This is a genomic window from Pseudomonas sp. Choline-02u-1, assembly GCF_002836515.1.
Classification (GTDB): Bacteria; Pseudomonadota; Gammaproteobacteria; order Pseudomonadales; family Pseudomonadaceae; genus Aquipseudomonas.
In genome coordinates this window covers 25,321-38,956 of the sequence record NZ_PJBC01000060.1, presented here as the reverse complement: position 1 = coordinate 38,956, position 13,636 = coordinate 25,321, and the positions used below count along the sequence as shown (strand labels likewise).

3 protein-coding genes are annotated in these 13,636 nt (G+C 60.0%); 1 reads left to right on the top strand and 2 read right to left on the bottom strand.

Annotated elements, in window-relative coordinates; translation table 11 throughout:
• Positions 1-55: 55 nt before the first annotated feature.
• Positions 56-2,350, bottom strand: coding sequence for a fatty acid cis/trans isomerase (locus CXF97_RS16525; protein ID WP_101159407.1), 2,295 nt, complete (start codon positions 2,348-2,350; stop codon positions 56-58).
• 156 nt (positions 2,351-2,506) lie between these two features.
• Between CXF97_RS16525 and metH the strand changes: the two genes are divergently transcribed.
• A complete protein-coding gene (gene metH / locus CXF97_RS16520) occupies positions 2,507-6,217 on the top strand; it encodes a methionine synthase (RefSeq protein WP_101159406.1) in 3,711 nt (1,236 codons plus the stop codon).
• Between the two features lie 51 nt (positions 6,218-6,268).
• Here the strand turns inward: metH and CXF97_RS16515 are convergent, their stop codons facing one another.
• Positions 6,269-13,594, bottom strand: coding sequence for an NEL-type E3 ubiquitin ligase domain-containing protein (locus CXF97_RS16515; protein ID WP_101159405.1), 7,326 nt, complete (start codon positions 13,592-13,594; stop codon positions 6,269-6,271).
• Positions 13,595-13,636 lie beyond the last annotated feature (42 nt).

The window sequence follows — 13,636 nt, the reverse complement described above, 5'->3', positions numbered from 1 at the left end:
TGTTCAGCATTGACGCACCCAAAGACGCAGGCCACAAGCCTGCGTCGTTGTCTGCTCAAAGATTCTCGTACCGGTTCATGTCCAGCACACCCTCTTCCACCGGTTCGGTTTCGTGGATGTATCGGCTCAAGTCATGGAAATACAGCCAGAACTGCGGATGACTACGGCGGATGCCCCAGTGCTCGACGATTTTTTCGAACCGGTTGGCATCCCTGGCATTTTCCATGGCATCGACAAACGCCGGCACCTGCTCGGCCGGCACGTTGAACATGAAATTCGGGTAACTGGTCAGCACGCCAGGATAAATGGTCAGGGTGTCGAGCCCCGGTTGATAACGCCGTGATTCGCCGAGCAAAAACGCCACGTTGCTGTGCGCGCGATTGCGCAGCAGGCTGTAGACCTCGCGCTTGCCGCTGGCGGTTTCGACACGCAGCAGGGTTGCTTCGGGCATCTGGTCGATGACTTTCAGCCCCGCCGCCGGCCGCGAGGCGAGACGGCTCAAGGCTTGCTCGGCGTTTTGCAGTGCCGGGTCGATGTTCGGCCGCGAGCAGTAAGCGCCATCGCAACGATTGATCGGATCAGGTCGCGCATTGAGGTCACCGTAACGCGCCAGCAATTGCATCGCAAAATCGCGCTTCGGGTCCTTTTCGTCGAGTTTCAGGGCAGTCGGCTTGTCGTCATCAATGGCTTCATAATCGAGCCACATCTTGAACTGCCCGCCGTCCTGGTACCAATCATTGAGGTAATCCTCACGGGAGTCGGCCGGCATCAGGCGCAGGAAGTTCTGTTCGGCACCGTTGCGGATCAGGTCGAAATACAGGCGCGTCTGCGCCTGATGGGAGACGTTGCCGAACACGTCAAAGTTGACCGCGAGCTGGTAGTAGGTGCGTTCCAGCAGCGGATAGTCGAACAGCCACATCGTCTGCGGTACTTCACCAATCAGGCCTTTGGTCACCGACGCACTGTCGAAGTGACGGAAAATGCTCAACAGCGCGTTGTCGTTGCCGGCCCACAGCGTCGACCAGCTCGGCGGCGGCAGATCGGCGTAGCTGTCGCGGCGCAGGGCTTCGTATTCGTTGCGCTTGTCGCGATAGTTGCGCCACAGGCTCAGCACGCTGCCGACATCGTCGTTCTGCCCCGGCATCGCCAGCAACGGTGTGGCCTGGCCACGGTAGTTCGGGTCGGTGATATAGAGGTCATGTTCCGGTGCCTGAAACAACGCCCAGAAGTTGTCGCGGATCACATCCGTCGCGATCTGCCCCCGACACACCGGCCCGCGAATAAAGGTGCGAACAAAGTATTCGGCGTTATCGAGCATGAACTGATAGCGCGCCTGAGCCGGAATCGCCTCGAAGGTCGCAAACGGGTTGGCGCGGCTTTGCGGGCCGTAACCTGGGAGCGCATTGACCTGCCAGTTACCGCTGTAGAACAGGCTTTTGACGCGGGCCATTTTTGCCGCACTCAGCGCATAGGTGATGTGCGTCTTGTGCACGATCACTCCCTGCACCGGCCACAAGCGGTAATACACCTGCGTGCCGGGGTCGTCGTTCGGGCGGCGCGTGGCGATCAGGTCGATCGGCTGCCCGCTCGGCGTGCGCGAACGCACCCACTGGAAATAGTGCCCCGGCTCGCCGTCCTTGAAATAGATGTGCGCCAGATACCAGTGTTCGAACAGCCAGCGCCCGACCAGACTTTGCCGCGCGCCGGGGGCGTTGAGCAGGTTTTCCCACTGCAGGATCTGCATGGCCTCTTGCGCATTGGGCGCCAGACTCTGCTCGTCAATTGGCGCGCCAGACGCCAGCCAGCGCTGCAAGGTCTGATATTGCTGGTTGGTCAGACCGGTGACTGCCAGCGGCATGCCCTCCTTCGGGTGCGCGCCGGCGTAGCCGTCGAACTCGGCGGGCATTGCACAGAGATTGTTGCGATTGAGCCCCAGGACAATGTCCTCGGGCAGCTTGGCGTTCGGCGTCAGCGGCGTGTTGTGGCCGAGTTCGAGCATGCGCGCCATCAGCGCGGCCTGACTGCCCTGAGCGTCGAGCACCGAATAGAAATCTTTCTGCTGCCAGGCGCGCTTGCCGAAGGCGTCGTAAAACAATCGGGTGGTGGGTGCTGCCTGGGTGCGTTCGCCGTCGTACACCGGCATCTTGCTCGCGCCACGAGCGGCGCCTTCGCCACTGCCCAGATTGAGCTGGCACGCCGAGTCGTAACAGGCATGGCACGCCACGCACTTCTCGGTAAAAATCGGCTGAATGTCCCGGGTATAGGAAATAGAAGAAGGAGCAGCAGGATCCTGCGCCGCAACGCTCCCGCTCAGGACCAGCAACCATAAACTGATGACGCGGTACGGCATGCTGCTGATCCCGATTGTGTAAAAAAGGCGACGATTCTACCGTTATGACGGCCGCACCAACATGAGCGATATTCATGCAAAAGCTGCGGATACTCCAAAAGCGCACAGGTTTGCTATGATCGCGCTCCTTCGTAATGGTCTTTTCGAGTAGTCCACATGTCCGATCGCAGCGTCCGCCTTCAAGCTCTCAAGCAAGCCCTCAAAGAGCGCATCCTGATTCTCGACGGCGGGATGGGCACGATGATCCAGAGCTACAAGCTCGAAGAGCAGGATTATCGCGGCAAACGCTTCGCGCACTGGCCGAGCGACGTCAAGGGCAACAACGACCTGCTGGTGATCACCCGCCCGGACGTGATCGGCGGTATCGAAAAGGCCTACCTGGACGCCGGCGCCGACATTCTCGAAACCAATACCTTCAACGCCACGCGCATTTCCATGGCCGATTACGGCATGGAAGAGCTGGCGTACGAGTTAAACGTAGAAGGCGCACGCCTGGCGCGCAAGATTGCCGACGCCAAGACCGCCGAAAATCCGGCCAAGCCACGCTTCGTCGCCGGCGTGCTCGGCCCGACCAGCCGTACCTGCTCGCTGTCGCCCGACGTCAACAACCCCGGCTACCGCAACGTCACTTTCGATGAGCTGGTGGAAAACTACACTGAAGCCACCAAGGGGCTGATCGAGGGCGGCGCCGACCTCATCCTGATCGAGACGATCTTCGACACCCTCAACGCCAAAGCGGCGATTTTCGCCGTGCAAGGTGTGTTCGAAGAGCTGCACATCGAACTGCCGATCATGATCTCCGGAACCATCACCGACGCCTCCGGCCGCACACTGTCGGGCCAGACCACCGAAGCGTTCTGGAACTCGGTGGCCCACGCCAAGCCGATCTCCGTGGGCCTGAACTGCGCCCTCGGCGCCAGCGAACTGCGTCCGTACCTGGAAGAGCTGTCGAACAAGGCCAGCACTCACGTTTCTGCGCACCCGAACGCTGGCCTGCCCAACGAATTCGGCGAGTACGACGAACTGCCTTCGCAAACCGCCAAAGTCATCGAAGAATTCGCCCAGAGCGGCTTCCTCAACATCGTCGGCGGTTGCTGCGGCACCACCCCGGGGCACATCGAAGCCATCGCCAAAGCCGTGGCCGGTTACGCACCGCGGCAGATTCCGGATATTCCCAAGGCCTGCCGCCTTTCGGGTCTGGAGCCGTTCACCATCGATCGCAGTTCGCTGTTCGTCAATGTCGGCGAGCGGACCAACATCACCGGTTCGGCGAAATTCGCCCGCCTGATTCGTGAAGACAACTACACCGAAGCCCTTGAAGTCGCTTTGCAGCAGGTCGAGGCCGGCGCGCAGATCATCGACATCAACATGGACGAGGGCATGCTCGATTCGAAGAAGGCCATGGTCACCTTCCTCAATCTGATCGCTGGCGAACCGGACATCTCGCGCGTGCCGATCATGATCGACTCGTCGAAATGGGAAGTCATCGAAGCCGGCCTCAAGTGCATCCAGGGCAAGGGCATCGTCAACTCGATCAGCATGAAAGAAGGCGTCGAGCAGTTCATCCATCACGCCAAGCTGTGCAAGCGCTACGGCGCTGCGGTGGTGGTGATGGCCTTCGACGAAGCCGGCCAGGCCGACACCGAAGCGCGCAAGAAAGAGATCTGCAAACGCTCCTACGACATTCTGGTCAACGAAGTCGGCTTCCCGCCGGAAGACATCATCTTCGACCCGAACATTTTCGCTGTGGCCACCGGCATCGAAGAACACAACAACTACGCCGTCGACTTCATCAACGCCTGCGCTTACATCCGCGACGAGCTGCCGTATGCGCTGAGTTCCGGCGGTGTTTCGAACGTATCTTTCTCGTTCCGTGGCAACAATCCGGTGCGCGAAGCGATCCACTCGGTGTTCCTGCTCTACGCCATCCGCGCCGGCCTGACCATGGGCATCGTCAACGCCGGTCAGCTGGAGATCTACGACCAGATCCCGGTGGAGCTGCGCGACGCCGTTGAAGATGTGATCCTCAACCGCACCCCGGACGGCACCGACGCCCTCCTCGCCATTGCCGACAAGTACAAAGGCGACGGCAGCGTCAAGGAAGCCGAGACCGAAGAGTGGCGCAACTGGGACGTCAACAAACGTCTGGAACACGCGCTGGTCAAGGGCATCACCACGCACATCGTCGAAGACACCGAAGAATCCCGGCAGTCGTTTGCGCGGCCGATCGAAGTGATCGAAGGCCCGCTGATGTCCGGCATGAACATCGTCGGAGACCTGTTCGGCGCGGGCAAAATGTTCCTTCCGCAAGTGGTGAAATCCGCCCGGGTGATGAAGCAGGCCGTGGCGCACCTGATCCCGTTCATCGAACTGGAAAAAGGCGACAAACCGGAAGCCAAGGGCAAGATTCTCATGGCCACCGTCAAAGGTGACGTGCACGACATCGGCAAGAACATCGTTGGCGTCGTGCTCGGTTGCAATGGCTACGACATCGTCGACCTCGGCGTGATGGTTCCGGCGGAGAAGATCCTGCAAGTCGCCAAGGAAGAGAAATGCGACATCATTGGCCTCTCCGGCCTGATCACGCCGTCGCTGGATGAAATGGTTCACGTCGCCCGTGAAATGCAGCGTCAGGACTTCCACCTGCCACTGATGATCGGTGGCGCGACCACCTCCAAAGCGCACACGGCGGTGAAGATCGAGCCCAAGTACAGCAACGATGCCGTGGTCTACGTGACCGACGCCTCGCGCGCCGTCGGCGTGGCAACCCAATTGTTGTCCAAGGAGCTCAAGGCCGGGTTCGTCGAGAAGACCCGTCTGGAATACATCGACGTGCGCGAGCGTACCTCCAACCGCAGCGCCCGCACCGAACGCCTGAGCTACGCCGCCGCCATCGCCAAGAAGCCGCAATTTGACTGGGCCAATTACCAGCCAGTGAAACCGACATTCACTGGCAGCAAAGTGCTCGACAACATCGATTTGAAGGTGCTGGCCGAATACATCGACTGGACGCCGTTCTTCATTTCCTGGGATCTGGCCGGCAAGTTCCCTCGCATTCTCGAAGACGAAGTGGTCGGTGAAGCCGCCACCGCGCTGTACAAGGACGCGCAGGAGATGCTGGCCAAACTGATCGACGAGAAGCTGATCAGCGCCCGCGCGGTGTTCGGTTTCTGGCCAGCCAATCAGGTCAACGAAGACGACATCGAGCTGTACGACGATAACGGCAAGCCGTTGGCCAAGCTGCATCATCTGCGTCAGCAGATCATCAAGACCGACGGCAAACCGAACTTCTGCCTCGCCGACTTCGTGGCGCCGAAAGACAGCGAAGTCACCGATTACGTCGGCGGATTCATCACCACCGCCGGCATCGGTGCCGAAGAAGTGGCCAAGGCTTATCAAGACGCCGGCGATGACTACAACTCGATCATGGTCAAGGCCCTTGCCGACCGTCTGGCCGAAGCCTGCGCGGAATGGCTGCACCAGCAAGTGCGCAAGGAGCACTGGGGTTATGCCAAGGACGAAACGCTGGATAACGATGCGCTGATCAAAGAGCAATACCGAGGCATCCGCCCCGCTCCCGGCTACCCGGCCTGCCCGGATCACACCGAGAAAGCCGCACTGTTCACTCTGCTCGACCCAGAGGCTGCCGAAATGCGCGCCGGGCGCAGTGGCGTGTTCCTGACCGAGCATTACGCGATGTTCCCGGCCGCAGCGGTCAGCGGCTGGTACTTCGCCCATCCGCAGGCGCAGTACTTTGCCGTGGGCAAGATCGACAAGGATCAAGTGCAGAGCTACACCGCGCGCAAGGGTCAGGACTTGAGCGTCACTGAACGTTGGCTGGCACCGAATCTGGGTTACGACAGCTGACATGTTCCAGGCCCGGAAGCACCCTGCTCCCGGGCCTCATCACTTATCCACTCACGGTCGCCATGATGGGCCGGGCTGCGGTGAAGAAGGAGCGGGTTGTGCCGCGCCTTCAACCACCGGCGCCAGACTCTGCATTTGCGCGCGAGACAGCTCTTTCAACTTCTCAACGCGCGCTTCCGCCAGTTCGATCTCCAGGGTTGCCATCGCCTCCAGGTAGCTATTACGAGTCAGCTCGTTGGCGTCCTTGTCCGGATGAGCGTCCTCAACCTCCTCCAGACGCCGGCTCGCGTTGCTTTCAAGTGTTTCGAACACCTCAGGGTTGCGCTCGCGCAAATAGCGAATCCAGTAATCGCGACCGATCAGATCCTCCAGAAACCTGTCCGATGCTTCATCGGCGAGAACGGCTGCTTGCGCGTCGAGCAATCGCTGCCCGCGAATCGGTGTGGCGTATAGCATGTGCTCGGGTTGCGCTGGCAGTTCCAGGCCATCCGGCCAGCCGCGAGTCATGCCGATGCGGTATTGCAGGCGGACTTCGGCGCGGTCTTTGTTTTTGGCCGCGGCTTCGGCCAGCCGGTCCACCCTTTCCAGGCGAAACAGGCGGCGGGTCAGATCGAGCAAGGCTCTGCCGCGCTGCTCTGGGCGATGCCGCGGAACGTCGCGCAGGGCGTTGTATTCATAGACACGGGTTTCCAGTTCGCTGAACGACAGAATCCGGCCATCGCCGCAGGTGCCGTGCGTCTCGGCGTTGAGAAACAACAGCTCGCGCAGCTCGGTATTTTCCGTGGCAGCCTCGATGACCAGCCACACCCGGTGAGTCAGATCGGCGCCGGACAGCTTGTATTCGAGGGTGTCGGGCAAGGTCGAGAGCAAATGAAAGAATGACTCATGGTTGGCCTGTCGGGCCAATTGCAGCCATAGCGCTTGCCGCGCGGCGCGCACATCGGCACGCGTATGGGTCATCCAGGTTTCCATCGCCGGCGGTGCCACATCCTGCGCCGAATTGGCAATGTCCTCAGCGGCCTCGACAACGGCATGCGTATCGACGCGCCTGCCAGCGCCACCGCCTGAACCACGTGGATCATCACTGTCGTCGCTATCGGAGTCCGAGCCAGAGTCTGTCCCGGAGTCGGAATCGCTATCAGACTCAAGAATGCGTTCTTCAATTTGACGCTGCAGAAACGCTGTCGAGTACCCCATCACATCACTGCCGCCATGTGCGACGCTGTAATCCCTGAGCTGCTCCAGCGCGTTAAGCGACAGCGAGTTCTCCGACAAGTCAGCACCCGCCACAAGCCTCTCGTGGTTGCCGCCCAACAGCCGGTCCGGAAAGACCAGGATGTTGTTGCCCGAGAGGTCCAGTCTTTGCAGATGCGCCAGATCGAGCACGCCGCCCGGCCAGAAATCCAGACCGTTGTGGCTGAGATTGAGTGTTTCCAGACGGCTGAAGCTTGCGGCGCTGAATTCTTCCAGCTGATTGTGGCTGAGGTCGAGCCAGCGCAGCTGCGCTCCGCCCGCGTGCTGATACACCGTCTGCGCCGCGGCCAGGCGATTACCGCTCAATTCCAGCCGCTCCAGACGGTTCAGCCGACCGACAGCGTCCGGTAGCCGATCCAGTGCATTGCCGTTGAGTCTCAGGGTGGTCAGCTCAGGGAACGCCGGGCAAAAGCGGTTGAAACCTTCAACGGTAAACTTGACCCCTGTCAGATCCAGTGTTCGTACATGGGAAAACACGGTAGACAACGCAGGCAAATCCCCGATGAGTCCCGCTGAAAGGCTCAGCGTCTGTCCGGCCGACCCGGTAAGAGCGGTAACCCCGTCGCGCCAGCAAGTGCGGATCCTCGTCGCGTCGAACAGTCTCGTGGACGACGACACCCCTTCACCAGGCCCTGGCGCCGGATTGAAAATCCAGCCGTTCAACTCACGCGTCAGCGTCTCGTTAGTCGCTCGCCACTGGTTCAGCCTGTCCGCCATTTGCTCGGGAAGCAGCCCTTCGCTGCGTAAGCGCGCAACGCTGGCTTGCGCTTGGTCAAGCGTCAGCGAAGGAAATATCTCCAGCACACTGGCGCTCATGTCAGAGGCACCGCTGATTTCGGAGACCGGCCGGAGTGGTAACAGCTGACCGGCGCGATTCAGCGCGCTTTCCGGCAGGGTCGCGCTTGAAATGCCCGGCAGTGACGCCGACTGCGCATCGAACTGTTGCAAAGCGCCCTCGGGCAAACCGATGGATATTTCAATCCGGCGCTGCGCGGCTTGAAGGTCTGCCTCGCCTGCGACGCTGAAGCGGTTGTTGAGCAAGCGGGTCTTGAGCAGCACCGTGTCGTTGGCAAGGACATCTTCGGGAAGCGATCCGATGGTGTTATGACGCAAATCCAGCACTTGTAAACGCGGCAGGCTTTGCGCGCCTGTCGGCCATTGGTTCAGTCCATTTGAACTGAGGTTCAGCGTCTTGAGCCCTGTCAGGCGAGAAACGTCGAGTGTGTCCAGCCGATTGAGCCGGGCATTGAGATGCTCTAGTTTATTCAGCGCATCGAATTGGGCCTGAACGTCAGGGGTAACGGCGATACGGTTGAGCGACAAGTCCAGCTGCGTCAGTCGGGTCACATCGGCTGACCGGACCGGCACTTCTGTCAACCCGCAGGCGGTGACTTCCAAGCTTGTAGCGCCACTGAATGCCTGGAGGAAACCGCGAATCTGTTCGATCGGCACATTCAGCCGATCCAGCCGAACGCTTGACACGTGAGCAAACGTACCGGCTGGCAATTGCGGCAGTTCACTGACTGACGCCTCGCCCACTACCCATGCATTGTCAACCAGCTCAAACACACCGGCATCGCCGATATCCGCGCCGGCTGTCCAGTCCGTGGCATTGAAGGGACGCACGTCGTCGTTCAGGCGATAACGCCTGCGTATGGCTGCGCGCCAGTTCTGTTCAAGTGCACGCACCACCCGGGCATTGGCCGGCGCTTGCCAGCGCGCTGCCGGCATCGCTGTACGTAATTCTCCGGATGCAGTGGCCTCGTAGAACTGGCGGAAAATTGCGTTGTGCTCCACCCGCAGAATCTCCACAGCCTTGAGTCGGGTTTCCGGGGTGTTCCATAGGCTCATGATGCGCTCAGGCAACGGGTTGATACGGCCCGCCTCGCCCGTGAGGAACTGCAGCTCTCCGGCGCAGTAGCGGCGAACCATCGAGTCCAGATCAACCAGATGTTGCCACTGCCCCAAGTAGTTTTTCACATAGTCGTAAGCAGGCTTGAACGCGTCGTGAGAAAACTTCGACCAGTCCAGCGACAAGCCCGCCCAGAGTTTCTCGTGCCCCACATAAAGCGTCTGTGGCAGCGACGCGATAGACGTCTGCGTCAGATCCAAACGTTCCAGTTCAGGCAGTTGCTCGACATAAGCCGGCCACTGCCTAAGGCCTGGTGCTTCGATCTTGAGTTTTTTCAGGCGTCTGAGGGGAGCCAGATCGAGGCCAGGCGGCATGCCCGCGCCGCTGCGAAGGTCGAGATGAAGCTCCTCAACAGCGGTCAACGTACGCAATCGTGTCGACAGATCTGCAGCCATGACCGTGGCCTGGCTTCTAAACTTGAGCTTCGTCAGCGCGGACATTCGCGTCACCGTCAACGGCAGGGTCGTCAGTGCCTGCTCATGCGCCATGTAGGTGCCAAACAGGCTGCCCCGCTCCCCCAGCGACAGCTTTTGCACATTGGCAAACCGCGCCAGGAATGCGTCTGCATTGGCGTCGGTCAAACCGTTGCCGCCAATCGACAGCTCACGTACATGAGCAAAGTCGGCGGTCAGCACCGGCAGAGGGTCGTAGGTGAGAATCGAAAGTTGATCAGCACCCGCGACGCCGGTGGACAACGCGTTGCGCCAAGAGGTTTTCAACGCTTGCGCGGCGCGAAACTTGTGATCTGTACCGGAACGTTCCCAAGGTGCCAGCGTCGATGTCCCTGCCCATTCATCCAGCGTCGCGTTCAGTTGCTCCCACTCACGCCGACGGGATTGCAACAGTTCGAAGATAGCGCTGTCGTCTCTTCCGGCCCGATATTGTTCGAGAATGAAGCCTTGAACCTGTTCGTCGGTCAGTTGCGGATAGACGTCGCGCACATGTTCGATCAGGTGCGTTTGCCATTCCGCGCCGCGTCCGCTGGCGGGGTAACCGATCTGCGTAGCGCTCACCCGCACGGGCGGCTTGATCCACCTGACCTGGGGTGCCAGCAGCGCTGATGCCTCAGCTTGATGCTGATCGGCGTAATCAATGATCCTGGTTTGCAGCTCGGCCGACTGTCCGACCTCAGGCACACCGAGGCTGCGTCGCGCTTCGTCAGGTAAGGCGTGCATGATCGATGCGTAAAAATTGTCGCCGTTGCGAGGCAGGCTGTTGAGTGCCTCACCGCGTTCGTTGAACGCCTGGAACTGGACGCCTTTCTTGATCAGGTATTTTTTCTCAACGCCTGTTTCACTGCCGATGCTGTCAAGCAACGTGCCAGCGTCATGGCCCTCACGAACTTCAATTCGAACGTTGTTCGCCCAACCCGGCAATTGTTCCAGCGTGTGCAACGCCAGGCGTCGGCTGTCCGCGGAAACGATGTTTTCGCTGCGCAGACCGGCATACGCCGCCACTTGTCGGCTTTGGCGCGCATACCAGCGTGCTTCTTCCAGCAGGCGCAGCGGCACCCGCTGACCCGCGCCGAGTTGCTCCAGCTCATCGGGGCGCCCGTGTGCCAGCACCGTTTGTGCCGCCGGCTCGCTGAGTCCGGGGCAGGCCTTCTGCAAGCGCGCAACCTGTGGATCGACAGGGTCTGTCCCCAGAGAGAGGCTGTCGTAGATCGCCGGCTGACGGCTGTTGGCGTAGTCGGCGATCTGCTTCCCGAATTCTACCGGCCGGGCATCGCGCACGCGTGCACCTTGTTCTCCCAGCAGCCGGGTGACTTCGGACTCGTCCAGAGCCGCAAGGATATTTGCTGGCAGGTCACCGCTGAGGACATCGGCCCGCGATATCTGAATCGGCGCCTTGACACCAACGTCGCGGAATCGCCGCTCTGAACCGTACCTGACGGACTTGCCGGACACTGGCTCGCCGTCAAAAACTTCCAGCACCCGGTTTGCCGGCCAGCGTGGCATTTCGGTGATCAGCGGCAACGCGTAGAGATACAGTTCGTCGATCGGTTTCGTCCCGCGCAACTGCTCAACAACCCGTGCCGCACTGCTATCGGCCTGCATCACGCGCATGGCCTGGGTCAGCTGCGGTGGTGGCAACGCATGATCAATGTGCATCTTGCGCAGTGCGCCCTCACTGACACCACTGATATCGGCAGCCTTGATCAGTTGTGCATCGGATAAGGCTTCGGTTGCATGGCCGATCCGCCGCAGCAGGGTCAGACGATCCCAGCTCTGTACACGCTCCAGCGTATGCCGCCAGGCGCCGCGGCCATTGCTGTCGAGTATCGGCTGCCAGGCGTTGGTATCGCTCGGATGCCTGATGCGCCATTTGCCGATCGAGTCATCGAAAAACTGCTCATAGACCTTGCCGCCCTGGCGAATGTAGGTTTTTCCTTCAAACACATGCTGCCCGGCATCATTCGGGCCGGGGCTGTCGGGCAGCGCAACAGCGGACTCGTAAGCTTGCAGGTCTGATCTCCACAGGCGGGTTTCGCCGTTGGGCAACTTCACTGGCTGTAGCTGCTCGATCACCGGCACAGCTTTGGCGCTGGAGATTTTCCGCACCCCTGCCCCTACCCCTGCCATCAGCGCAATCTGCGCCAGATTCTCCGCCACATCGATCAGATGATCCTTGGCGGCACGACGATCGCCCTCACCCCATTCAATCGCACCTTCAAGGGTTTCATAGAGCAGTTGCCCGGCCATTACCACCATCATCACTTCGCCCAGCACCGGTACGAACATCGACACCACGTTCAGTCCGAGCAGGCCGATCTGCATCAGGTGCGCCAGTTTGGCCTCGCGCGCCTTGACGTCGACATCGTCGGTGGGCACGGCATGGCTCCGCGCGTCGGCCAATACCTTGGCCCGGCTCTCGTCGTAGAGGTACTGCCACAGATCCTGGTTTCTTTCCCACAGCCCCCGCTGCCTTTGCAAAAACGTGTCGGGAGCAATGTAAGGATCAGGTTCAGGCACGAGTTTCGCCACCGGTGGCGGGGGCAACTGCTTGATTTGAGTGAATGGCGCGCCCGGACCAAAAGAGGTGACGATACGCCACGGGGAGCGCCAGAAGTCGTTTGGCGAATCCGCTGCCTTGCGGGTGAACTGACTGAAATAGTAGGGATGTTGGTCGTAAGCCAGAAACTGGCTGAGAAAGCGCTGATATTCAGTCGGCTCTGCGCCTGTCGCCGATGGACTGCTTCGAGCCGTGAGCAGCCGTTTGAACTCTTGCTTGTCTTCATCGCCGCGATAGCATTTGAACGGATGCTCAGGATCATGAGGAATATAGACAATCCATTCGCTGCTGTAGCGGTACTTCTCGCTGACGACAAATACCACACAGCCGGTCATTCTTTTTTTCATCAGGCTGAAGTCGCGAAACCACACTGGCTTGTTGCCGACCCTGGGGTTCAGTTCGCCCTCAATGACCGAAACGATCATGGCGTAATGCGCAGCTTCAATGTCCTTCGTCAACAATGCCTGCTCGGCAGCGGCGCGCATTGTCGCTTTCTGACTGGCAATGAAACGCTGGCGAAGCACTGCCTCCGCTACCCCATCGGTGGGATAGAAAAACCCCCGCAGGTAGTCCTGATACTGCTTGCCGATATCCAGGCGCCGATACAGCCCAAGCAGTTGGCTGACTGTCAACTCGATCTTCACCGACTCAAAAGTGTTTGCGTCAGTGGCGACAACAAACCCTGAAGTCTTGTGGTAAGCCCCGTCTTTGCATTCGTGGCTTTCGAAGTTATGCAGCGCAGCCTCGAGCATCGACAGTTTGAGCACTTCGAAAGAGTCCAGCTCAATCGAAAAAACGCTCACCTGCAACGGCCGACGGAGACATAGCAGAGTCTTGTCGACGTCCACTGTCAGCTGATACTCGTCTTTGAGCGCCTTGATCAGCAATGGCCTGGCAAACGCCTCGACCTGCTGGAACGTGGACATACTTTTGTCCAACGCATTCTGCGCGATGATGCTGGCCTGAAAACTTTGGTCCAGTGCGCGGCGCTGAGCCGATGTCGCAGCCTGGTACCACGCCGGCAGCGTGCTCGGGACCCCCTTGAAAGCCTCACGCCTTTGCGCCGAAGCGCTGGTCAACCAAGGCGGGATCGACTGTTCAAGAAAGGCGCCGTGCAGGCTCTGGGTAGCTTTGGGTTTTACCGGTTGAGCCAGCGAGGCAGGTTGTCGCGCTGGCTGGCTTGTGGAGATAGCGGTCATGATTGCTCCTTTCAATGGAGCGATCAGCAGATCATTTCAAAT

Excerpts from the sequence above, each read along its gene's own strand:
- CXF97_RS16525 (WP_101159407.1), bottom strand. The coding sequence starts at position 2,350 with ATGCCGTACCGCGTCATCAGTTTATGGTTGCTGGTCCTGAGCGGGAGC.
- metH (WP_101159406.1), top strand. The coding sequence starts at position 2,507 with ATGTCCGATCGCAGCGTCCGCCTTCAAGCTCTCAAGCAAGCCCTCAAA.
- CXF97_RS16515 (WP_101159405.1), bottom strand. The coding sequence starts at position 13,594 with ATGACCGCTATCTCCACAAGCCAGCCAGCGCGACAACCTGCCTCGCTG.